Annotated in this window: 19 protein-coding genes; 13 read left to right on the top strand and 6 right to left on the bottom strand. The window is 74.3% G+C overall.

What is annotated here, in order from left to right; genetic code table 11:
• The first annotated feature begins 175 nt into the window (after nucleotides 1-175).
• The 3 genes from B082_RS0126430 (at nucleotide 176) to msrB (ending at nucleotide 2,503) form a co-directional block, all read left to right on the top strand.
• Nucleotides 176-628, top strand: a complete 453-nt coding sequence (locus B082_RS0126430) for a hypothetical protein (RefSeq protein WP_018554812.1) — start codon at nucleotides 176-178, stop codon at nucleotides 626-628.
• Between the two features lie 61 nt (nucleotides 629-689).
• Nucleotides 690-2,087, top strand: coding sequence for a UDP-N-acetylmuramate--L-alanine ligase (gene murC, locus B082_RS0126425; RefSeq protein ID WP_018554811.1), 1,398 nt, complete (start codon nucleotides 690-692; stop codon nucleotides 2,085-2,087).
• A gap of 11 nt (nucleotides 2,088-2,098) precedes the next feature.
• Nucleotides 2,099-2,503, top strand: coding sequence for a peptide-methionine (R)-S-oxide reductase MsrB (gene msrB, locus B082_RS0126420; RefSeq protein ID WP_018554810.1), 405 nt, complete (start codon nucleotides 2,099-2,101; stop codon nucleotides 2,501-2,503).
• Nucleotides 2,504-2,533: 30 nt separating this feature from the next.
• Here msrB and B082_RS0126415 read toward each other — a convergent pair whose 3' ends face one another.
• Together B082_RS0126415 and B082_RS0126410 are read right to left on the bottom strand one after the other, a co-directional pair.
• The gene (locus tag B082_RS0126415) at nucleotides 2,534-2,995 is read right to left on the bottom strand and encodes a hypothetical protein (protein ID WP_018554809.1); all 462 of its coding nucleotides are present in this window, start codon (nucleotides 2,993-2,995) and stop codon (nucleotides 2,534-2,536) included.
• A gap of 97 nt (nucleotides 2,996-3,092) precedes the next feature.
• Complete coding sequence (locus B082_RS0126410) at nucleotides 3,093-5,555, bottom strand: GTPase-associated protein 1-related protein (RefSeq protein ID WP_018554808.1); 2,463 nt, start codon at nucleotides 5,553-5,555, stop codon at nucleotides 3,093-3,095.
• 304 nt (nucleotides 5,556-5,859) lie between these two features.
• Here B082_RS0126410 and B082_RS0126405 point away from each other — a divergent pair, with 304 nt between their 5' ends.
• Nucleotides 5,860-6,351, top strand: coding sequence for a hypothetical protein (locus B082_RS0126405; RefSeq protein WP_018554807.1), 492 nt, complete (start codon nucleotides 5,860-5,862; stop codon nucleotides 6,349-6,351).
• A gap of 86 nt (nucleotides 6,352-6,437) precedes the next feature.
• Here B082_RS0126405 and B082_RS0126400 read toward each other — a convergent pair whose 3' ends face one another.
• Entirely contained in the window at nucleotides 6,438-7,058 is a 621-nt protein-coding gene (locus tag B082_RS0126400; protein ID WP_018554806.1) for an L-threonylcarbamoyladenylate synthase, read from the bottom strand.
• Between the two features lie 233 nt (nucleotides 7,059-7,291).
• Between B082_RS0126400 and B082_RS0126395 the strand changes: the two genes are divergently transcribed.
• The 7 genes from B082_RS0126395 (at nucleotide 7,292) to B082_RS0126365 (ending at nucleotide 16,783) form a co-directional block, all read left to right on the top strand.
• A complete protein-coding gene (locus B082_RS0126395; RefSeq protein WP_018554805.1) occupies nucleotides 7,292-7,738 on the top strand; it encodes a MarR family winged helix-turn-helix transcriptional regulator in 447 nt (148 codons plus the stop codon).
• Nucleotides 7,739-8,232: 494 nt separating this feature from the next.
• Nucleotides 8,233-9,021: a hypothetical protein gene (locus tag B082_RS0126390; protein WP_018554804.1), complete on the top strand. Its 789-nt coding sequence runs from the start codon at nucleotides 8,233-8,235 to the stop codon at nucleotides 9,019-9,021.
• A gap of 15 nt (nucleotides 9,022-9,036) precedes the next feature.
• Nucleotides 9,037-11,181 carry a bifunctional serine/threonine-protein kinase/ABC transporter substrate-binding protein gene (locus tag B082_RS0126385; RefSeq protein ID WP_018554803.1) on the top strand — a complete coding sequence of 715 codons (2,145 nt, stop codon included), beginning with the start codon at nucleotides 9,037-9,039 and terminating at the stop codon, nucleotides 11,179-11,181.
• A 6-nt stretch (nucleotides 11,182-11,187) separates the two neighbouring features.
• The gene (locus B082_RS0126380) at nucleotides 11,188-13,293 is read left to right on the top strand and encodes a bifunctional serine/threonine-protein kinase/ABC transporter substrate-binding protein (RefSeq protein WP_018554802.1); all 2,106 of its coding nucleotides are present in this window, start codon (nucleotides 11,188-11,190) and stop codon (nucleotides 13,291-13,293) included.
• A 265-nt stretch (nucleotides 13,294-13,558) separates the two neighbouring features.
• Nucleotides 13,559-14,587, top strand: coding sequence for an L-threonine 3-dehydrogenase (gene tdh, locus B082_RS0126375; protein WP_018554801.1), 1,029 nt, complete (start codon nucleotides 13,559-13,561; stop codon nucleotides 14,585-14,587).
• A gap of 24 nt (nucleotides 14,588-14,611) precedes the next feature.
• Nucleotides 14,612-15,805: a glycine C-acetyltransferase gene (locus B082_RS0126370; protein WP_018554800.1), complete on the top strand. Its 1,194-nt coding sequence runs from the start codon at nucleotides 14,612-14,614 to the stop codon at nucleotides 15,803-15,805.
• A gap of 57 nt (nucleotides 15,806-15,862) precedes the next feature.
• Complete coding sequence (locus B082_RS0126365) at nucleotides 15,863-16,783, top strand: LysR family transcriptional regulator (RefSeq protein WP_026250220.1); 921 nt, start codon at nucleotides 15,863-15,865, stop codon at nucleotides 16,781-16,783.
• 14 nt (nucleotides 16,784-16,797) lie between these two features.
• Here B082_RS0126365 and B082_RS0126360 read toward each other — a convergent pair whose 3' ends face one another.
• Nucleotides 16,798-19,374, bottom strand: a complete 2,577-nt coding sequence (locus tag B082_RS0126360) for an ABC transporter permease (protein WP_018554798.1) — start codon at nucleotides 19,372-19,374, stop codon at nucleotides 16,798-16,800.
• Nucleotides 19,371-20,123 carry an ABC transporter ATP-binding protein gene (locus B082_RS0126355; protein ID WP_051094692.1) on the bottom strand — a complete coding sequence of 251 codons (753 nt, stop codon included), beginning with the start codon at nucleotides 20,121-20,123 and terminating at the stop codon, nucleotides 19,371-19,373. Before B082_RS0126355 ends, B082_RS0126360 begins: the two co-directional genes overlap by 4 nt.
• Nucleotides 20,124-20,252: 129 nt before the next feature.
• Here B082_RS0126355 and B082_RS0126350 point away from each other — a divergent pair, with 129 nt between their 5' ends.
• Both B082_RS0126350 and B082_RS0126345 read left to right on the top strand, forming a co-directional pair.
• Nucleotides 20,253-21,485, top strand: a complete 1,233-nt coding sequence (locus B082_RS0126350) for a sensor histidine kinase (protein ID WP_018554796.1) — start codon at nucleotides 20,253-20,255, stop codon at nucleotides 21,483-21,485.
• The gene (locus B082_RS0126345; RefSeq protein ID WP_018554795.1) at nucleotides 21,473-22,132 is read left to right on the top strand and encodes a LuxR C-terminal-related transcriptional regulator; all 660 of its coding nucleotides are present in this window, start codon (nucleotides 21,473-21,475) and stop codon (nucleotides 22,130-22,132) included. Before B082_RS0126350 ends, B082_RS0126345 begins: the two co-directional genes overlap by 13 nt.
• A gap of 34 nt (nucleotides 22,133-22,166) precedes the next feature.
• Here the strand turns inward: B082_RS0126345 and B082_RS0126340 are convergent, their stop codons facing one another.
• Complete coding sequence (locus B082_RS0126340; RefSeq protein ID WP_018554794.1) at nucleotides 22,167-22,553, bottom strand: VOC family protein; 387 nt, start codon at nucleotides 22,551-22,553, stop codon at nucleotides 22,167-22,169.
• Between the last annotated feature and the right edge of the window lie 57 nt (nucleotides 22,554-22,610).

Genomic DNA, 22,610 nt, shown 5'->3' with positions numbered 1-22,610 from the left:
GCTCTCCCGTACTGCCCCGGCGGGCGTCAATCAGCGGAATATCCCGTTCCGGTTAGCGATCCGTGGGCAGAATGGATCTCGCAGACCCCGTGCGAGCACGGGGAAGGATGGTTTCAGCAGCGACCGGCGACGGTTGCTGAAGAGAAGGGCTCCTGTGGTGTTCACCAGCGTTTTGATGATCGAGAAGGCCCTCACGTCCGGGGACGTCGAATTCGTCACCACCCTGCACGGCGACGATTCGACGTCCTTCGTCGTCCTCATGCAGCCGCGCGGCGACCAGGCGGATGTGCTCCTGCGGGCCATTGACGACCTCGCGATGGGCGAACTGAAGGAAGCGGCCCGCGAGAGCGAGGAGCCCGAGGGCAAGAACGCCAGGGAATCCGCCGAGCTCGCCCTCCAGGTGTCCCTGGAGGCCCTGCGCCAGGCGGGCTCCGAGGCCGTCGGACAGGTGATCGAGAACCACCCCCTGGACAAGCTCACCACCGTGGTCGAGGAGTCCGAGGCCGACGAGGTCATCGTGCTGACCGCACCCCACTACGTCGAGGAGTTCTTCCACCGCGACTGGGCCTCCCGCGCCCGGCACAAGGTCGGCGTCCCGGTGCTCAAGCTCTTCGCGCACAGCGAATAGGCTGGGGCGGCGGCCCCGGAGTGGCACCGGCCCGCAGACCCAAGGACCCTGAGGAGCACAGATGGCACCCGGCATTCCCGCCGCCATGGAACGACCGCACTTCATCGGCATCGGCGGCGCCGGAATGTCGGGCATCGCGAAGATCCTCGCCCAGCGCGGCGCGAAGGTCGCGGGCAGCGACGCCAAGGAGTCCCCGACCGCCGAGGCGCTGCGCGCGCTGGGGGCGACCGTCCACATCGGGCACGCCGCCGGACACCTGGCCGACGACGCCACCTGCGTGGTCGTCTCCAGCGCCATCCGCGCCGACAACCCGGAGCTGGTGCGCGCCGGGGAGCTGTCGGTCCCCGTCGTGCACCGCTCCGACGCGCTGGCCTCCCTCATGCACGGAGTGCGCTCCATCGCCGTCGCGGGCACCCACGGCAAGACGACGACCACGTCGATGCTGGCCGTCGCCCTGAGCGAGCTGGGCCTCGACCCCTCGTACGCGATCGGCGGCGACCTGGCGGGCCCCGGCACCAACGCCACGCACGGCGAGGGCGACATCTTCGTCGCCGAGGCCGACGAGAGCGACCGCAGCTTCCACAAGTACGACCCCGACGTCGCGATCGTCCTCAACGCCGAGCTGGACCACCACGCGAACTACGCCTCGATGGACGAGATCCACGAGTCCTTCGAGACCTTCGCCGGCAAGATCGTCCCCGGCGGCACCCTGGTCGTCTCCGCAGACCAGTCCGGCGCCGTCGAACTGACCCGCCGGGTGCGCGCCGCCCTGCCCGCGCTCACGGTCGTCACCTACGGCGAGTCCGAGGCCGCCGACGTACGCGTCCACAAGATCACCCCGCGCGGCCTGACCAGCGAGGTCACGGTGGTCCTGGGCGGCAAGTTCCTCACCTTCGCGGTCTCGGTCCCCGGCCGCCACTACGCCCTCAACGCCGTCGCCGCCCTCGCGTCGGGCATCGCCCTCGGCATCCCCGCCCACAACCTCGCCTCGGCCCTCGGCAAGTACACCGGGGTCAAGCGCCGCCTCCAGCTCAAGGGCGAGGCGGCCGGCGTCCAGGTCATCGACAGCTACGCCCACCACCCCACCGAGATGACCGCCGACCTGGAGGCCATGCGCGGCGCCGCCTCCGACGCCCGGCTCCTCGTCGTCTTCCAGCCCCACCTGTTCTCCCGCACCCAGGAGCTGGGCACCGAGATGGGCCAGGCCCTCGCCCTCGCCGACGCCTCCGTGGTCCTGGACATCTACCCGGCCCGCGAGGACCCGGTCCCCGGCGTCACCAGCGCCCTGATCATCGACGCCGCGCGGGCCGCCGGCGCCGACGTCACCGCCGTCCACGACAAGGCGGAGGTCCCCGAGGCCGTCGCGGGAATGGCGAAGCCCGGCGACCTCGTTCTCACCATGGGAGCGGGCGACGTCACCGACCTCGGCCCGCAGATCCTGGACCACCTGTCGAGCTGAAGGAGCCACCCGTGGCGTACGACGTCGAGAAGCCGGACGAGCAGTGGCGCAAGGAGCTCACCGCCGCCGAGTACGCGGTGCTGCGCAAGGCGGGCACCGAGCCCGCCTTCGTCGGTGAGTACACCGACACCAAAACCGCCGGTGTCTACTCCTGCCGTGCCTGCGGCGCGGAGCTGTTCCGCTCCGACACGAAATTCGAGTCGCACTGCGGCTGGCCGTCCTTCTACGACCCCAAGGACACCGACGCGGTCGAACTGATCCAGGACCGCAGCCACGGCATGGTCCGCACCGAGGTCCGCTGCGCCCGCTGCGGCTCGCACCTGGGCCATGTCTTCGAGGGCGAGGGCTACCCCACCCCGACCGACCAGCGGTACTGCATCAACTCGATCTCCCTGCGGCTGACGCCGCGGGACTGATCCGGCCCGTACGGGGACCGGTGCGCCGCGTCAGTCCTCGTGCGGCTCCTCCTGCCGCAGCAGCGGGTGCGCGACGCCGGGAAAGACCCGCGCCCGCACCACCGGCTCCGCCGCGCCGCCCTGGACCACGGTCTCCGCGACACCCCACGGGCGGCCGGGCAGGACGACGGTCAGGGTGTACGAGGCCGGGCAGCCCAGGCACTCGTACCGGTCCACCCAGGTCTCCACCTCGGTCGTGCTGCCCGGGTAGCGCGCCACGTGCCGGTGCGGCGCGTGACAGCGCGCGCACCGCTCGCCCGGCTCGCAGGTGCCGCCGCAGGGGCAGGGCACGTCCAGGGAGTCGGCCGGCCGCCAGCGCTGGGTGAGGACGGCCTCCCGCGTGGCGCCCATGTCCTTCATCGCCTTGAGATTGCGGGCGGCCACGTTGTACGACTCACCGGTCCCCGCCATCCGGTCCCGGATGACGTCCTTGCGGCCGCGGTTCGTCGTCATGTGCTGCTCCTCCTGGGGTTCACGCAGCCCGCCAGGAGGGCGCACGAGATCGGTGACCACCACGGTACCGCGACGCGCGGGCGCCCCCGCGCCACGCTCAGGACCGCCGCACCCGGCCCGCGATGCGCCGGCCCAGCCGGCTCAGGCCGCGGCGCTCCCGGCGGTTCCAGTCCCGGAAGGCCTCCGCCCGGACGCTGCTGCCCGAGCTGCCGACGGCCTCCTCGACCGCCGCGACCCGGTCGGCGGGCAGCCCCCGCACCACCGGGCGCAGCACCTCCTCCAGCAGCGCCCCGGCGACCCCGCTCCAGGCGGGGCCGGCGTGCGGATGGGCCGTCCAGACGGTGAAGCAGTCGGCGGCGTACGCGGAGTCGGCCGCCAGCCGGGCCCGGACGCTGTCACCGCGCGCGGCCCGGTCGTAGGCGGCGATCAGGTCCGCGTCGCCGCTGTGCACCAGGGCGTACAGCTCCGCCTCGGGCCGCTCCGGCGCCAGCAGCCGCCCGGCCACCGCGTCGCACGCCTGCCCGAGCACCCCGGGCTCCACCGGCTCGGCCTCCGCCCGCAGCGCCCGCACCCGCTCGGCCCACTCCGGCTCGGCGGCCCCCGAGCCCACCTCGCGGGCGAAATCGAGCAGCAGCAGCGCCGCCCGCACCCGGCCCCCGGTCTCCTGCGGGAAGCCGCGCAGCAGGTCATGGGCCAGCTCGGGAGCCTCGCCGTCCCCGGGACCGGACGCGAGCGCGGCGGCCACCAGATGCGACCAGGTGCCGGCCGCCCGGTGCGCGTCCGAGGTCGCGGCCTCCAGCAGCAGCCGCGCCTCGGCCGCCGTCGGGGCGGCCGCCTCCCACACCAGGCCCACGGCCGTCCGCAGCACCAGCGGCTCCGCGAACGGCGACATCCCGCCGGCCCGCAGAACCCTTTGCAGCGCCGCCACCCGGTCGGCGCCGCAGCCGGCCTTGGCCTCCGGCGCCCCGGCGCACATCCGCAGATGCGGCAGCGACTGCGTGCCGGTGAACGGCAGCGGCACCCGCAGCAGCAGTCGCTCCACCCCGGCCGGGCTGTCCGGCGCGATCCGGTCGAGCGCGCCCAGCAGGGCTGTACGCACGTCGAACTGCTCGTCCATCAGCTCCAGCAGCGCGGGCGCCCAGTCCGGGGCGCTCCCGTCCTCGCCGCCCGCCAGCAGGGNGGGNGCGAGCCGGTCCAGGACGGAGGGCAGCAGCTCGGCGCAGTCCACCTCCAGCAGCCGTGCCACCCGCAGGAGTTGCACCGTGCGGGCCACGTCGAGGCCGACGCCCGCGCTGCCCAGCTCGGTCAGGATCTCCGGCCCGAGCACCCCGGCGACGGCCGCGCCCTCGGGCCCGCTGAAGGCGGTGCGGCCCGGCAGTTCGAGGGAGCCGTTGCCGCCGCGTACCGCCTCCGTCACCAGCATCGCGGCCAGTGGGGCCGTGGTGGTCGTGGGGGAGCGGCCGTCCAGCGCGGCGAACAGCCGTCCCGCGGCGTCGAATTCGGGGCCCGAGCGCTCGTCCACGCCAGGGGCGGTCAGCGCGTCGACCAGCTGCCGGGTCCGCTTCGCGTCCAGCGCGTACGGGCGTTCGGCGGCCCACTCCGCGGCGGCGGCGCGCCCGCCCGTCCCCAGCGCGATGCCCGCGCACAGCGCGGTCACCGCGACCGGCCCGGGGGCGAACGGCTCCCCCGGCAGTTCGGCGGCCTCCCGGAACAGTTCGGGTGCGCGGTTGCGCCAGATCCGCGCGGCCGTCTCCGCCCAGGCGTCGTCCACGGCCCCTTCCGGGCGGGCCCCCGCGCAGCGGTGCACGCGCACGTCCGGGCCCGTCAACTCCTCGGCGTCCTCGGGCAGCACGCCGACGATCCGCTGCGGGGCCCGCAGCGGACGGCGGGTGTAGGTCGTGAACGTCAGCCGCTCGGCGAGCTCGTCGGGCAGGGCGACGCAGGCGAGCGCGATCCACCGGGCCACGTCCGCGCTCTGTGCCTCGACGAGCACGACGCGGCCGGCCGCGTCCGGCTCGCACAGCCCGCGCAGATCGGCCAGCACCCCCGCGAGCCAGGGGCCGCGCGAGACGGCGAAGTCGTTCAGCCCCTCGCGCTCCCGGGCGTGGTGGCCGGTGGCACCGGGCAGCGTGGCGAGCGGGTCGGGCAGAGGGCGCCCGGGGGTCGCCGCGGCCCAACGGGCGGCCCGGCAGGCGGTGATCGGGAGCACGCCGCCCGGGAGCCGGCCGCCGGGCGGGAGGTGGACCGCGTGCGCGTGGAAGCCCACCCGGGAGGTCCGCCCGGAGCGGGACGCGACCGTCCGGGCCAGCAGATGGCCGCCGTCGGAGAGCACGCTGTAGCTGAGGGAATCGGGCAGCGCGCGCAACGCGGCGTCGGGGAGCCCGGGTCCGGTGCCGGCCGGCGGCTCGTAGGCCAGCAGCGGTCCTGCCTCGGTGAGCACGGACGCGGGTATCGCGGCGTCGACCGCGGTGAAACGCGCCGGTATCGGTTCTGCCCCGCCGGATGCGGGCTCGTCCCCGTCCGTCGCGGAGGTGTAGTGCAACTGCGCGAGGGTCTTCAACTGTTGCGGCTTTCGCTTGAGCGGGCTGAGTGATGCTGCTTATCAGATGTGGGGGCCGGTCTGCGGGGTTTCGGGTTCGGCTGCCACGGATCAAAACCGTTCCCCGCTGATTCTGGCGGGCCCGCGGCGCGATGTCCGCAGCAGGCCGACACTTTCGAGGGGCGCGATCCGGCCAGGTCTTGACGTGCACCTGACATAACGTCAGTTTGTGTGGGACCGTCCATGACACGCCCGGAAGCGCGGACCATCCCCACGGGGCGCGGCCGGGCCGTACCCCCACACGTGCGTGACAAGAAGGAGTGACATGAGGCTCACACCGAAACTCTTGTGCGTCACCGCCCTGGCCGCCCTGGCCACCGCGGGTGCGTCCACCGCGGCGAGCGCGGGCCCCGCGGCCTCGCAGCTCGTCGACGGCGTCATCACGGCCGCCGGTTCCACCTGCACCTGGACCGACGCCGCCGCCAGCGCGGACCCGCCCGCCGCCCTGACCATCGACGGCGGGACCGTCAACAGCAGCCTGAGCTGTACCGGCGGCGCGAGCGCGACCCTCAACAACAGCCCGACGCTCACCTTCGACGACGCGGCGGGCACCGCGGCGTCCGACCTCATCGACATCACGGTGAAGCAGTCGATCGTCACGTGCAGCTATCAGGCGACCGGTGTCGGCTGGACCCGCGACGGTTCCACCCGTACCTACCTCAACGAGGCGTTCACCGCGTCGAAGAGCTCGGGCAGCTTCCTCTGCCCCGGCTCGATCACCGCCGAACCGGGTTCGGCCTCCCTGACCTTCCGCTGACCCGTACGCACAGCGCGGGCCACGCGCCGCCGCCGGTGGAACCTCGCCGGCGGCGGCGCTCGCGGTTCATCCGCCCGCGCGCCGGCTCACTCGAAGCGGGAGGGGTCGCCCGCTCCGCGTCGTACGATCTCCGGCTCGCCGCTGGAGTAGTCGATGACGGTGGTGAGTTCCGTACCGGCGTCGCCGGAGTCGAGGACGATGTCCACCTCGTGGTCCAGGCGCTCCTTGATCTCCCAGCCCTGGGTCATCGGCTCCGCCTCGTCGGGCAGGAGCAGGGTGCTGGAGAGCAGCGGCTCGCCGAGTTCCTCCAGCAGGGCCTGGACGACGGTGTGCTGGGGGATGCGTACGCCCACGGTCTTCTTCTTCGGGTGCAGCAGCTGGCGCGGTACCTCCTTCGTCGCCGGAAGGATGAAGGTGTACTGGCCGGGCGTCGCCGCCTTGACCGCGCGGAACACATCGTTGTCGATCTGCGCGAACTGCCCGAGCTGGGCGAAGTTCTGGCACATGAGCGTGAAGTGGTGCCGGTCGTCGAGATTGCGGATCGCGCGGATGCGGGAGATGCCGTCGCGGCTGCCGAGCTGACACCCGAGCGCGTAGCAGGAGTCCGTCGGATACGCGACGAGTGCCCCGGAATGGATGCTCTCGGCCACGTTGGTGATGGTGCGCCGCTGGGGGTTTTCGGGATGTACGTCGAAATACTTCGCCATCCGGCGAGTCTACGGTCGGGACGGTGGCCGGTTCGGGGCGATGGCGCGTAGTTCCACCCCTCGGGGGACAGCGGGCCCGCTCGTGAGGCGCTCGTCGGCCACTTTTGATATGTATCATGCACGAGATATGCACTATGCATGAATCGTGCATAGTGCATATCTATGGTATATATGTACAAAAGAGGTCGCCCGCCCCGCCAGGAGGCGAGCCCGGCAACTGAAGGAAGCCTCGCGTGGACATGCCCGTGGACCGGATCGAGTTCGAGACGATGCTGCTTGGCCGGCACATGAGTCTGCTGACCTCGCGGGGCGACGGGCGACTCGACCGCAGCGCCTACATCCTGCTCAGCCGTATCCGCGTCCAGGGGCCGATGTCCATCGGCCAGCTGCGCGACGCCTTCGGCCTGGACACCTCCACGCTCAACCGGCAGACCGCGGCCATGCTCCGTGCCGGTGTGGTCGAGCGTATCGCCGACCCGGACGGCGGGATCGCCCGGAAGTTCGTCATCACGGACGAGGGTGAACGCCGGCTGGACAAGGACCGGGCCGAGAACCGGGAGGGCCTTCAGCGCGTCCTGGCCGACTGGTCGCCGCAGGAGGCCGCCCGCTTCGCGGACGACCTCGCCCGGCTCAACCGGGACATCGAGCGCCTCGACGGGCGGCCCTGGCCGCGCGACTGAGCCGGGAGGGCGCCGGTACGTCGATGGCCTGCGTGCCGGCGGAGATCCGGTTGACCCCGGCCGACGGGCCGGCCGGACGTAGCCCGTGGACAACTGGTGGGCGCCGCGGTCGGGTACGCGGCCGGCCGCGCAGTGCGCGGGCTCGCGCTCGCGGGAGCCGTCGACCTTGTCGTACTCGATCAGCGCGCCCTCGGTGTGATGCGGCACGATCGCGTCGCCGCCGATGTCCGAGACCGTGTTGCCCCGGATCACGGCCCGGGGCCGGGCGCGTTCCACGGTGAGCCCGCGCTGCCGTCCCCCGCGGCGGTGGCGCCGCAGTCGACGCGGAAGGCCCGCGAGGCCGGTGCGGCGGCCCGGCGGCGGCAGCCCCAACGTCTTGATGGCGCAACAGTTTTGGCGTCCCCCGCCCCCGAAGGGTCCGCGCTCATAGGATCGGGGCGGTCTTCGGGGAGACGGGGTGGCCGATCGTGGCGTGCGCAAGGGCGATACGCGGATTGCGGGGATACGGGGCGCTGCTGCTGGCGCCACTGGTGCTGGTGGCCTGTGTCAGCGGTGGTGGCCCCGGCGCGGGGCCCTCCGCGAGCGCCTCCGCGACCGGCGCCGCCGGAGCCGACCCCGGTTCCGGGCCCTCGGACACCGGCGTCATCGACGCGGACCCGGCAAGGCTCCCGGCGACCCGCAAGGAAGCGCTCGGCCTCATCCGCCGGATCATCGCGAAGCCCGCCGCCTTCGGCCCCGGAGTGGTCGAACGCCGCCCGTACGAGAGCGATCCGGCGACCTGGCCCGTCCTGGGCACCGACTGCGTCTGGCAGCAGAAGAAGCCACAGGCCCACGTCCTCGCCACCCTGAGCCGCTATTTCGAGGTGCCGGCGGCGGGCGGCAGGGGACCGCTGCGGCTCTCCGCCGTCGTGACCGTGCACCGCACCCGGGAAGACGCCCGGTGGGAGATGGCCGAGTCCGTGGAGGAGACGATGCGCTGCCCCACGCAGCAACTGAGCCAGGGCGAGTTCATCGGGTCGATGATCGCGTCCTCACTGGCCCGGGGAGAGTCCCAGGAGAGCGCCGAGGACGCGCTGTTCGAGGCCGGGCAGTACCAGAACGAGGAACTCGGCGGCGGCCCGTACCCGTACTCCTGGTACCTGTCGCAGACCCTCCAGTTCACCGTGGCCGTGACCGGCAAGGGGGCCGAGGGCTGGAGCGACGCCGAGATCGACGCGCTGACGAACCAGGCCCACTCCGCCATGTTGCAGGACCTTGGGACCGCAGTCGAGAAGCAGAGCTGAGAGAGGGAGAGCGTGATGGAGAAACTGCGCCCCTCCGACCCCGCACGGATCGGCGGGCACCGGCTGCTCGGACGGCTCGGCGCCGGCGGCATGGGGGTCGTCTACCTCGGCCGTACGGACGCCGGCGCCCTGGCCGCGATCAAGGTGATCCTGCCCGAATACGCCACCGACGACGACTTCCGGACCCGCTTCCGGCGCGAGGTCGAGGCCGCCCGCCGGGTGGAGAGCCCCTGGGCCGTCCCGGTCACCGGCGCGGACACGGAGGGCGAACGGCCCTGGCTGGCCACCGCGTTCGTGCCGGGCCCCGCGCTGTCGGAGGCCGTCGCCCGGTGCGGGCCGCTGCCCGCACGCGGCGTCCGGGTGCTCGGCCGGCTGCTCGCCCGCGCCCTGGCCGCCGTACACGCTGCGGGACTTGTCCACCGCGACGTCAAACCGGGCAACGTCCTGCTCACGGTCGACGGACCGCGCCTGATCGACTTCGGCATCGCGCGGTCCGCCGACGCCACCGCGCTCACCGCCACCGGCCTGGTGGTCGGGACCCCGGGCTTCCTCTCCCCGGAACAGGCCACCGGAGGCGGCACCGAAGCGGGCTCCGCGAGCGACCTCTTCTCCCTCGGCTGCCTCCTGGCGTACGCGGCGACCGGGCGTCCGCCGTTCGGCAGCGGGGCCGCCGACGCGCTGCTCTACCGGACCGTCCACGACGAGCCCGACCTCGCGGGGATCGACGACCCCGAACTCCGCGCCCTGCTCGCCGCCCTGCTGGCCAAGGAGCCCGGGGCGCGCCCCACCGCCGCCGGACTCGACACCCTGATCGCCGAGGACGCGCCCGACGGCTCCACCGACTGGCTGCCCCCGGACATGGCGGCACTTGTGGCCGACCGCTCCGCCGCCATGCTCGACCTGCCCGGCATCGACCCGACGGTCACCGATGACACCGCGCCGCCCGCACCGGGCCGGCGCAAGGTCCTGCTGTTCGCCGGCGCCGGCCTCGTGGTCGCGGCCGGGGGCGGGTTCGCCGTACGGGAGTGGCTGCGCGACGACAGCGGCTCCGATGCGGCCGCCCCCGGCGAACGGGCCTGGATCATCGGGGTGCAGGCCGATCTGTCCGGCCCCCGGAGCGCCGCCGGGCGGGCCCAGGAGCGCGGGGTCAGGCTCGCCGTCCAGCAGTTCAACGCCCGCGCGGACAAGCCCTTCACGCTCACCGTCCAGGTCCGCGACGACGGGGGAGACACCGCCCGAGCGGTGCAGGCAGCCGACCGGTTCGCCCGCGACCGTGATGTGCTCGCCGTCGTCGGCCCGACCGGCGACGCCGCGACGGAGGCCGTGCTCGGCGCCTACGACGAGGCGATGCTGCCCGTCCTCACCGTGTCCTCGCTCCAGCTCACCTACGCCGCCCGCGCCAGGAAGTCCTTCTTCCAGGCCGCCCCCTCCGACGGCGTACTGGCCCAGCCGATCATCCGGCGCCTGGTGCTGCGGCCCGATGTCGAGCGGCTCGGGGTCCTGCTCGACCGGGTCGGCGGGCAGTCCGCCTACCAGGCCGGCTACCTGACCAACATGCTGACCGGCCAGATCACCACCGGCACCACCTACCCGCGCGTCGTCCCGGCCGGCACACAGGACCTGGCCCCCGTGGTCGAGGACATGCTCGCGCACGCCAGCGACGCCCTCTTCTACGCCGGAGACGCGGCCGGGGCCGCACGCACCGCACGCGCCCTCGCCGCCGCCTCCTTCAAGGGGCCCCGGATGGCCATGCACACCGCCATGGACGCGCGCTTCCTCAAGGACGCCGGACAGGCCGCCGAGAACTGGGAGTTCACCGCACCCTTCACCGACCCGGCGGCGCCCGCGGCCAAGAAGTTCGCCGCGGCCCACCGCGCCGCCTTCGACGCCGCCCCCGCGCACTGGGCCGCCGAGGCGTACGACGCGGCCGGGATCGCGATAGCCGCCGTCACCGCCCTCGCCGGGACGAAGGCCGGCCGCCCGAAGCGCCCGTCGCGCAGCGCGCTCGTCGCGAAGATCGCCGCATCCACGTACGAGGGCGTCTCCCGTACGTACGTCTTCGACGACGACCACCGGATCAAGGGCGACGCCGCCTACCTCTACGGGGTGCGGGACGGACGCTACGTCTACCTCGGTGCCGCGCCGAAGGCCACGGCCTGATCCCGCATGCGACCGCTCACCTCGGACGACCCGCGCACCATCGGCGCGTACCGCACCCTCGTCCGCCTCGGTGCGGGCGGCATGGGCGTCGTCTACCTGGCACGCACGTCCGGCGGCTCGCTCGCCGCCGTGAAGGTGATCCACGCCGAGCACGCCGCGGACCCCGGATTCCGGGCCCGGTTCCGGCGCGAGGCCGAGGCCGCTGCCCGGATCACCGGCCCCTGGGTCGTCCCGGTGACCGGGGCCGACACCGAGGCCCCGGAGCCCTGGCTGGCCACCGCGTTCGTGCCGGGACCCTCCCTCGCGGAAGTCGTCGGGACCCGGGGACCGCTGCCCGCCGACACGGTCCGGGCACTCGGCTCGCGGCTGGCCGAAGCGCTCCTCGCGGTGCACGGAGCGGGCCTCCTGCACCGCGACGTCAAGCCCGGCAACGTCCTCCTCGCGCTCGACGGGCCCCGCCTCATCGACTTCGGCATCGCCCGCCACGAGGGCGCCACCGCGCTCACCGCCACCGACGCGGTGATCGGCACCCCCGGCTACCTGGCCCCCGAACAGGCCGTGGCGGGGCCGCTCGGACCGGGCTGCGACGTGTTCTCCCTGGGCTGCGTCCTCGTGTACGCGGCGACCGGACGGCGCCCGTTCGGGACGGGAACACCGGCCGGGGTCCTCTTCCGCACGGTGCACGAGGAGCCGGACCTGCACGGGGTGCCGGCCGCGCTGCTGCCCCTGGTCACGGCCTGCCTGGCCAAGGACCCGGCCGACCGGCCGGGCACCGGGGAGGTCGCCCGGACCCTCGCGGGAAGCCCCGCCGACTGGGAGGTGCCCGGCCTGGCCGCCACGGTCGCCGCCCGCTCGGCCGCCGCTCTCGCCCTCCCCGACCCCGAACCGCCCGCCGCCACCGGGGACCCGGAACCGCCGCGCCCGACCCGGCGACGCGTCCTGGCCGCAGGAGCGGCCGGCGCCGTCGCCCTCGCGGGCGGAGGGACCGCCGCCTGGGTGGCCGCCACCCGGCGCGGCGGCACGGGAAAGGCACCCGGCCCCCTTCCCGCGTACCGCGTCGCCCTGCACGCGGACCTGACCGGAGCGGGCAGAGCCGTCGGCCTCGCCCACCAGCGCGGAGCCCTCCTCGCGATCGACGACCACAACTCCCGTACGGACAAGACCTTCACGCTCACGCTGCGCACCGAGGACGACGCGGGGGACACCGCCCGCGCCCTCCAGGTCGCCGACCGGATCACCGCCGACCCCCGGGTGCTCGCCGTCATCGGCCCCACCTCGGAGGTCGCGGACGCCGAGATCGTCGGCCGCTACCAGAAGGCGCGCCTCGCCCAGGTCCTCGTCGCGGCCCGCTCCACCACCGCCAAGTGGACGGACACCGAATCCCTGTGCGTACTGCGGCCGTTCGATCCGGCGCTGGCCATCGGGCTGATCTCCTACCTGGCCCGTGTCCGGCCGACCGACCACGTCGTCATCATCGAGGACCGCGCGGACGCGCAGGGCAGCTGGGCGATCAGGGACCACCTGCCGAAAGCCCCGGTCGACGGGGTCAGGTACACCACGGAGTCCGTCGCGGCCACCGCCCGCACCTTCGCCCCCGCCGCCCGCGCCGCGGTCGCCGCCGGGGCGGGCGCGGTCGTCTACGCCGGATCGTCCGCTGCCCGGGGCGCCCGCTGCGCCAAGGACCTGGCCGCCGCCGGCTTCACCGGCACCGGGATGTCGCTCGGCCCCGTCCTCGCCCCGGCCTTCCTCCGGGACGCGGGCAAGGCCGCCGAGGGCTGGGTCTTCGGCGAGGCGTACACCGACCCGACGGCCCTGCCCGCGGCCAGGGCGTTCACCGCCGCGCACCGCGAACGGTTCGGCTCGGCGCCCGGCACCTGGGCCGCCGAGGCGTACGACGCGGTGGGCCTGATCGCGCGGGCCGGCCGCACCACGAGCGCCGTCGACGCGCCGCGCGACGGGGTGGCCGGGAGAATCCTGAGCACCGAATACCGGGGCATCACCCGGCGGCTGTCCTTCTACAGCACGCACCAGGTGCGGCCCCAGACGGGCATCTTCCTCCACCGGGTCGACGGGGGACGGGCCCGCTTCCTCGGGCTCCACACCTCGGTGTGAGCCCGCCCGTCCGCCGGACGGAGCAAGAACCGCACCCGTACGGCACGGCGTGAAGCGGAGCTGCGGGCCCGTTTAAGAAAACCTCGATGGACCTGGGGCGCGGGGTACGGCAGATTTCTCCGTGACGGCGGAGGATGGTGCGCGGCAGCCGGTGCGAGCGCGCTGCCATGCCGTCCCTCTCATCCTTCCCCGGGCCGCAGGCTTCCGCAGGCATGCCCCCGGCCCGGGGAGATCAACGCCGCACCAGGTACAGGGAGCCGCAGCCGTGAAGGCACTCGTGAAGCAGAAGGCCGAGCCCGGACTCTGGCTGATGGACGTACCCGAGCCCGAGACCGGTCCCTCGGACGTCCTGATCAAGGTCCTGCGCACCGGCATCTGCGGGACCGACCTGCACATCCGCAACTACGACGGCTGGGCGCAGCAGGCCATCAGCACGCCGCTCGTCCTCGGGCACGAGTTCGTCGGCGAGGTCGCCGCGACCGGCTCCGACGTCGTCGACATCGCCGTGGGCGACCTGGTCAGCGGCGAGGGCCACCTCGTCTGCGGCAAGTGCCGCAACTGCCTGGCCGGACGCCGCCACCTCTGCCGCTCCACGCTCGGCCTCGGCGTCGGCCGCGACGGCGCCTTCGCCGAGTACGTCGCCCTGCCCGCGTCCAACGTGTGGGTGCACCGGGTCCCCGTCGACCTCGACGTCGCCGCCATCTTCGACCCGTTCGGCAACGCCGTGCACACCGCGCTGTCCTTCCCGCTGGTCGGCGAGGACGTCCTGATCACCGGCGCCGGTCCCATCGGCATCATGGCCGCCGCCGTCGCCCGGCACGCCGGCGCCCGCAACATCATGATCACCGACGTCAGCGAGGCCCGTCTCGACCTGGCCCGCGAGGTCGGCGTCAGCCTCGCGCTCAACGTCGGCGAGCACACCATCGCCGACGGCCAGCAGAAGCTGGGACTGCGCGAGGGCTTCGACATCGGCCTGGAGATGTCCGGCCGCCCCGAGGCGATGCGCGACATGATCGCGAACATGACGCACGGCGGCCGGATCGCCATGCTCGGACTGCCCTCCGAGGAGTTCGCCGTCGACTGGGCCCGGATCGTCACCTCCATGATCACGGTCAAGGGCATCTACGGCCGCGAGATGTACGAGACCTGGTACGCCATGTCCGTCCTGCTGGAGGGCGGCCTCGACCTCGCCCCCGTGATCACCGGCCGGTACGGCTACCGCGACTTCGAGGCCGCCTTCGACGACGCGGCGAGCGGACGCGGCGGCAAGGTCATCCTCGACTGGACCGTCTGACCTCTTCACCTCTAAGGAAACGGCATGTTCGACTCCGTACGCGACGACCTGCGCACCACCCTCGAAGAGATCGAGGCGGCCGGTCTGCACAAGCCCGAGCGCGTCATCGGCACCCCGCAGTCCGCGACCGTCGCCGTCACCGCGGGGGGCCGCCCCGGCGAGGTGCTGAACTTCTGCGCCAACAACTACCTGGGCCTCGCCGACCACCCCGACGTGATCGCCGCCGCGCACGAGGCGCTGGACCGCTGGGGCTACGGCATGGCGTCCGTCCGCTTCATCTGCGGCACCCAGGAGGTCCACAAGGAGCTGGAGCAGCGGCTCTCCGCCTTCCTGGGCCAGGAGGACACGATCCTCTACTCCTCCTGCTTCGACGCCAACGGCGGCGTGTTCGAGACGATCCTCGGCCCGGAGGACGCGGTCATCTCCGACGCCCTCAACCACGCCTCGATCATCGACGGCATCCGCCTGTCCAAGGCCAAGCGCTTCCGCTACGCCAACCGCGACATGGCCGACCTGGAGCAGCAGCTCAAGGAGGCGTCCGGCGCCCGGCGCCGCCTCGTCGTCACCGACGGTGTCTTCTCCATGGACGGGTACGTCGCGCCGCTGCGCGAGATCTGCGACCTCGCCGAGCGCTACGACGCCATGGTCATGGTCGACGACTCGCACGCCGTCGGCTTCGTCGGCGCGGGCGGACGCGGTACGCCGGAGCTGCACGACGTGATGGACCGCGTCGACATCATCACCGGCACCCTCGGCAAGGCGCTCGGCGGGGCCTCCGGCGGTTACGTCGCGGCCCGCGCCGAGATCGTCGCCCTGCTGCGCCAGCGCTCGCGCCCGTACCTCTTCTCCAACTCGCTCGCCCCGGTCATCGCCGCCGCTTCCCTCAAGGTCATCGACCTGCTGGAGTCCGCGGGCGACCTGCGCGAGCGGCTCAACGCCAACACCGTGCTCTTCCGTACCCGGATGACCGAGGAGGGCTTCGACATCCTGCCCGGAGACCACGCCATCGCCCCCGTGATGATCGGGGACGCGGCGAAGGCAGGCCGGATGGCGGAGCTGCTCCTGGAGCGCGGTGTGTACGTGATCGGGTTCTCGTACCCGGTCGTCCCGCAGGGCGCGGCCCGTATCCGCGTCCAGCTCTCCGCGGCGCACTCCACGGCCGACGTGAACCGCGCCGTGGACGCGTTCGTCGCCGCCCGCGCCGTGCTGGAGGGCTGACCCCGGGCGGTCGCGGGGGCGGTCAGGGCGCCCCCGCGACCTGGGACAATGGGGCACATGATCGATGCACGGCGGCTACGCGTCCTGCGAGCCGTGGCGGACCACCGCACGGTGACCGCCGCGGCCGCCGCGCTGTACCTGACCCCCTCCGCCGTCTCCCAGCAGCTCGCCGCCCTCGAACAGGAGACCGGCCACCGGCTGGTCGAGCGCGGCTCGCGCGGCGCCCGCCTCACGCCCGCCGGCGAGATCCTGCTCACCCACACCAACGTGGTGCTGGCCCAGCTGGAGCGCGCCGAGGCCGAGCTCGCCGCCTACGGCTCGGGCGACGCCGGTACGGTCACGGTCGCCGCGTTCGCCACCGGCATCGGCCTGGTCCTGGCCCCCGCCATCGCCGCGCTCGGCCGCGTCGCACCCGGCATCAGGGTCCGCGTCCAGGACGCGGAGGGCGACGCGAGCGTCCCGATGGTCCTGGACCGGCAGGTCGATGTCGCCGTCGCCGTCGAATACCGGGGCGCCCCCGGCGAGGACGACCGCCGCCTGACCCGCGTCCCCCTGTACTCGGAGCCGTTCGACGCGGTGCTCCCGGTGGGCCACCGCCTGGCGGGCCAGGAGCAGGTGGCCGTCGCCGACCTCGCCAAGGACGCCTGGATCGGCCCGTACCCGGGCAACCCGTGCCACGACGTGGTGGTCCTGGCCTGCGAGTACGCCGGCTTCGCCCCGAACCTCGAACACTCCTCCGACGACTTCCACGCCGTGGTCGCACTCGCCGGCGCGAACGCAGGAGTGGCCCTCGTCCCGCGCTCCGCGCTGCGGGGCATGGCCCTGACCGGCGTGGTGGTCCGCCCGGTCCGGGGCACCGCCCCCACCCGCCGGGTCTTCGCGGCGGTACGCCGGGGCGCCGAGACCCACCCGCTGATCGCGCCGGTGCTGGAGGCGCTGGCGGGGGCGGCGGGCCATGACGCCCCCGGGACGGGCTGAGAGGCCCCGGCGTTTCACCGGAGGGGCGGGCCCGGCCGGCCACCCCGCACCCCCGGGAACAGCGTGCCCACAGCAGCCGCCGCCGTCACGGCCGCCGCCAGCACCCCGTACCGCACCGGAGGCAGGTACGGCAGGCCGCCCGTCGCCGGGAGCGCGAACGCCAGCAGGGGGATCGCCGCGACCACCGTTCCGATGGCCAGACCGGCCACCGTCACCAGGCCCGTCTCCAGCACCCGCATCCCAAGCAGCTGACCGCGCCCCGTGCCGACCAGCCGCAGCAGGCGGAACTCCGGGCGGCGGCCGGCCGAGATCAGGGCGAGGGTGCTGACCACGGCGAGCAGCGCGAAGCCGCCGATCACGCCGACGCCGATGACGATCAGGGCGTCGTCCTGGTCCGAGGACGACGGGCTGATCCGCACGTCGTCCGCCGTCGCAGGCCGGACATCGAGTCCCTTGTACGGGGCCAGCGCACGCCGTACGGCGGACGTGGCGTCCCGGTCATCCGCCGAGCGCACCAGGATCTGCTGGTCGCGGGCAGCCGAGACGTGGCCGGCAAGTGCCTCGCGGGGCAGCATGAACTCACCGAGCCCCAGGGACCGTTCATAGAGCGCCACCACCTTGGGCCGCACCCGCGTACCGTCACCGAGACGCAGCTCCACCGTGTCCCCGACACCGACGCCCAGGTCGTCGGCCCGGTCCTCGCCGACGGCGACCGTGTCCGGGCCGGTGAGCGCGGCCGGATCGCCCGCGGTGATCCGGGCGTCGAGCGTGCCGGACAGCTGGTGCGCCGTGACGCCCAGCACCGGGAAGCGGTCCAGCGCCGGATCGCCGGCCTCGCGGTGGGCGAGGACGACGGCCGACCGCAGCAGGCCCGTCGCGGCCGCCACCCCGGGCGCCCGGCGCACGGCCTCGGCCGCGCCCCCCGGGATGCCCGACGCGGGGCCCGTCACCACCAGGTCCGCCCGCACCGCGTCGGTCGCCTGCCGGCCGGCGGCCCGCTCCAGCGTCGTCCCGGCCGCCAGCTGGACGCACACGAACGCGACGACCAGCACGATCGGGGTGAGCGCCGCACCCAGCCGGCGGTTGTGCGCGGCGGCGGACCGGGCGGCCAGGAATCCGGAGACCCCGCCCGCCCGCCGGACCGGTGCGCCGAGGACCCGCATCGACACCCGCGCGATCCACGGACCGAGCAGCGCCACCGCGATGATCAGCGATGTCGCCGCCCCCGACGCCGCGAGCGCCGCCGCCTGACCGCTCTGCGTGGCCGCCGTCCCGGCCGAACCCAGCCCCGCGACCGCCAGCAGCACACCCGCGCCCGTGCGCAGCCGCCCCGGCTCGCCCGGCTCCGGCGCCCGCGCCGCGCTCATGGCGACCGCGGGCCGCGTCCGGGTCACCGTCCGCGCCGCGAGCAGCGCCACCGGCCGGGCGGCCAGTGCCACGACCAGCGCACCCGCGACGCCCGCCGCGACCGGGAGCCACACCGGGACGGGCAGCGGCAGCGGGCCGGTGGTCAGCAGCGACCGCATCAGCAGCCCCAGAGGCACCGACCCGACCGCGCCCAGCACCGCGGCGACGTCCGCTACCCGGCCCGCCTCCTGGCCGACCGCCGACCTGAGCTGCCGGGGCGTCGCCCCGACCGCCCGCAGCAGAGCCAGTTCGCCGGAACGCTGGTGGACGGCCTGGGAGACCGTGGTGGCGATCACCAGCAGGGCCACCATGACCACCGTCCCGGCGATCGAAGCCAGCATCGCCAGCAGATCACCGCGTCCGCCGAGCGCGTCGACGTGCTCCGCCTCGCCGCGCTCGGCACCCGTCAGCACGCGCGGACCACGCTCACCTCCGGCCTGCCCCGCCACGGCCTCGCCCACCGACGCCCGCAGCGCGTCGGCGGAAACGCCCGGTTCGGCCATGACACCGATGGCGTCCACCGTGCCGGGGTGGCCGGCCAGCGCGGTGAGCCGTGCCTCGGTGAAGAACACGGCGGGCGCGCCGCCCCGGTGGCCGGTGGCCGCCACCCCGCTGACGGTGTACTGCTGAGCGGCGCCGCCCACTTGCAGCGTGATGTGCCCGCCCGCCTCCGCCAGCGCCGCGTCCACGACCACCTCGGACGCGGACCTCGGCGCGCGCCCCTCGGACAGTTCGTACGCGGTGAGCACCGCGGACGGCCACGAGCGGCCCACCGCCGGCGCCCCCTCGCCCACGGTCACCGGGACGGAGTCGTCCGCGACGGCCAGCGCCACGCCGTCCGCCGCTGCCGCCCGCGCGACCACGGAGCGGTCCAGCCTGACCCGTTCCGGCAGATGGGCGGTGGCCGTCTGCGGCTCACTGCCCCAGGGCTTCGCCGTGTACGTGACCCGCTGATCGGCCACCACGACCGCGTCGGCCCCGGTATAGCGCTCCACCGGGGGCTTCGCCAGCAGCAGCGAGCCGAGCACCAGGGCGAAGGCGCCGAGCAGCGCCGCCGCGGCCGCCGCCGCCGCGAACACCGCGGTCCAGGCGCGGCGGTGGGCCGTGAGCGAGCGGCGGGCCAGGAACGCCGAGGCGCGCCGGCTCCCGGCCCGCAGGACCGTCCCGCTTGTGGTGGAAGTCATCGCAGCCGGCCCCCGTCCATGGTCAGCACGGTGTCCGCCCAGCTCGCCGCCACCGGGTCATGGGTGACCATCACGACCGTACGGCCGTCCAGCCGTACCGCGTCCCGCAGCAGGCCGAGCACCAGCGCCGCCGACTCCGGGTCGAGGGAGGCCGTCGGCTCGTCCGCGAAGAGCACATCGGGGTGGTTGACCAGCGCCCGTGCGACCGCGACCCGTTGCTGCTGGCCGCCGGACAGGGTGCCGGGCCGGCCGTCGCCCCGGCCGGCCAGACCCACCCGGTCCAGCAGCCGCCGCCCCCGGTCCAGCACGCCCGCGCCCTGCGGGTCGGCGCCGGCCAGGACGAGCGGCAGTACGACGTTCTCCACGATGCTCAGCGAGGGCACCAGGTTCAGCGCGTGGGACTGGAAGACGAACCCGATCCGGTCCCGCCGCAGGCGGGTCAGCGCCGCCTCGGAGAGCCGGCCGAGGTCGGTCCCGGCGATCCGTACCGTCCCCGACGTCGGCCGGTCCAGGCCCGCCGCGCACTGGAGGAAGGTGCTCTTGCCCGATCCGGAGGGCCCGACGACCGCGGTGAAGCTCCCCTCCGGCACCGCACAGCTCACCGCGTCCAGGGCGACGGTCTCCCGGCCGCTGCCGCGCCGCCCGTGGTGCCGGCTCACCGCCTCCAGCTCCAGCGCCGCCGCGCGCACCGTCGTGGTTGTCTCCACCGTGAACCCCTCGCTCGTTTTCCCGTACCGCCTGACCTGCATAAACGGTAGGAGCGGCGAGGCGGCCGGGGGAGGGTGCGCGCTCCCGGGCGGGGGTACAGCCTGCTCCACCACGGCCCGGGGTGCCGGCCGCACTCCGGGGACGGGCCCGCCCCCGTAACGTGGTGCGGCATGAGCACCGCCGCACCCGCCCCGCTGACGACCGCGATCCGCCGCTCCTGGCACGCCTCGCAGTACCTCCTCATCGGTATCCCGGTCGCGCTGCTGGCCTATGTGGCCGCCTTCCTGGTGGTGGCGGCGCTGCTGTTCGCCGTCGTGGTCATCGGGCTGCCGGCGCTGCCCGAGGCGGCGAAGGCGCTGCACCGGTTCGCCGAGTTCGAGCGGCGCAGGGCGGCGGCCCTCCTCGGCGTCCCGTTCCGGCCGATGCCGCAACTGCCGTACGACAGGGGGGAGCTCGGGCAGCGGGTCCGGCTGGTGCTCTTTGATCCCGTCGCCCGCCGCGAGGCCCTGTGGCTGCCGGTGCAGGCGGTCGCGGGCAACGCCGTCGGCTACGTCACGATGGTGCTGTGGCCGGTCGGGCTGCTGGTGGACGGGATCGTGCTGCCGGTGACGCAGCTGCTGGACCGGCGGGCCGCCGACGAGTACGGCACGCCGCTGCCCGAGCGGCACGGCCTGGTCCTGCGCTGGCATCCGGTGCTCGCCCGGCTCTCGGCGGAGTGGACGAGCTCCCTGCTCAAGGCACCGCCCGCCGCCGAACTCGCCGAACGGGTGGCCCAGCTGACCGAGAGCCGGGCCGGCGCCGTCGAGGCGCACGGCGCCGAGCTGCGCCGGATCGAACGCGACCTGCACGACGGCGCGCAGGCCCGCATCGTCGCCCTGTCGATGCGCATCGGCCTGGCCAAGCGGCTGCTGGACCAGGACCCGGCCGCCGCCCGGCAGCGCCTGGACGAGGCCCAGGACGGCGTCGACGCCGCGCTCGCCGAGCTGCGGCACGTGGTGCGGGGCATCCACCCGCCGGTCCTCACCGACCGCGGACTGGCCGGCGCGGTGCGGGCGCTGGCCGCGGACTGCGCCGTCCCCGTCACCGCGGAACTCGACGCGGTCGACGACGGGCGCCGGCTGCCGGCCGCCGTCGAGGCGGCCGCCTACTTCGTGGTCGCCGAGGCGCTCACCAACATCGGCAAGCACAGCGGCGCGACGGCCGCGAGCGTCCGCATCGACCGGGCCCCCGGCACCCTGCTCGTGGCCATCGGCGACGATGGGCACGGCGGCGCGGACGAACGCGGCGGCAGCGGGCTGGTCGGGATCAGGCGGCGTATCGCCGCCCTGGACGGCACCACCCGCATCAGCAGCCCCCTCGGGGGGCCGACGGACATCGAGGTGGAGCTGCCGTGCGGATCGTGATCGCCGAGGACAACGCCCTGTTGCGGGAGGGCCTGATCCTGCTGCTCACCAGCTCGGGCCACGAGGTGGTGGCCGACGCGGCGGCCGGCCCCGAGGTGCTGCCCGCCCTGCTGGAGCACCGCCCGGACGCCGCCGTCCTGGACGTACGGCTGCCGCCGACCTTCCGCGACGAGGGGCTGCGCGCCGCGATCGCCGCCCGCGAGGAGATGCCGGAGCTGCCGATCCTCGTCCTGTCCCAGTACGTCGAGGAGACGTACGCCGCCGAGCTGCTGGCCCGGGGCGCGCAGGGCATCGGCTACCTGCTCAAGGACCGGGTGGGCCGGGTCGACCAGTTCCTCCAGGCGCTGGACCGGGTGGCGGGCGGCGGCACCGCGCTCGACCCCGAGGTGGTCAGCCAGCTCCTCACCCGCAAGGCGTCCGCGAAGCCCCTGCTGAGCCTCACTCCGCGCGAGCGGGAGGTGCTGGAACTGATGGCCCAGGGCAAGGCCAACGGCACGATCGCCGCCGAACTCGTCGTCACCGAACGGGCGGTGAGCAAGCACATCGGCTCCATCTTCGCCAAGCTCGGCCTCGAAGCGGACGACGGCTCGGTCCACCGCAGGGTCCTCGCGGTCCTGGCCTATCTGGAGGGCAACGGCCCGCGCTGACCGGGCGGACCGGGCAGGGGACGGCCAGTCGTCCTCACGCGGGCTGGAGCAGGTCCCAGCGATTGCCGTAGAGGTCCTCGAAGACCGCGACCGAGCCGTAGACCTCGTGCCGGGGCTCCTCCAGGAAGCGGACCCCGGCCGCCGGCATGCGCGCGTGGTCGCCGGCGAAGTCCCCGGTGTGCAGGAAGAAACCGACCCGCCCGCCGGTCTGTGCCCCGACACTGGCCGTCTGCCGCTCGTCCTTGGCCCTGGCCAGCAGCAGCCCCGTGCCCTCGGTGCCACGGGGCCGCACCACGACCCAGCGGGAGCCGTCGCCCCGGTCGGTGTCCTCCACCAGCTCGAAGCCGAGGGCGCCGGTGTAGAAGGCGAGCGCCTCGTCGTAGTCGCGGACGACCAGGGTGACCAGGGCGATATGGGACATGGGATTCCTCACGGAGGGAGAGGGGGAGGGGTAGCGGGAGCGGGGAGAGCGCGGGGT

The sequence above is a fragment of the Streptomyces sp. ATexAB-D23 genome, from assembly GCF_000373645.1.
Classification (GTDB): Bacteria; Actinomycetota; Actinomycetes; order Streptomycetales; family Streptomycetaceae; genus Streptomyces; species Streptomyces castrisilvae.
Note: the sequence above shows the minus strand (reverse complement) of the source record. Positions and strands in the feature narration are given on the sequence as shown.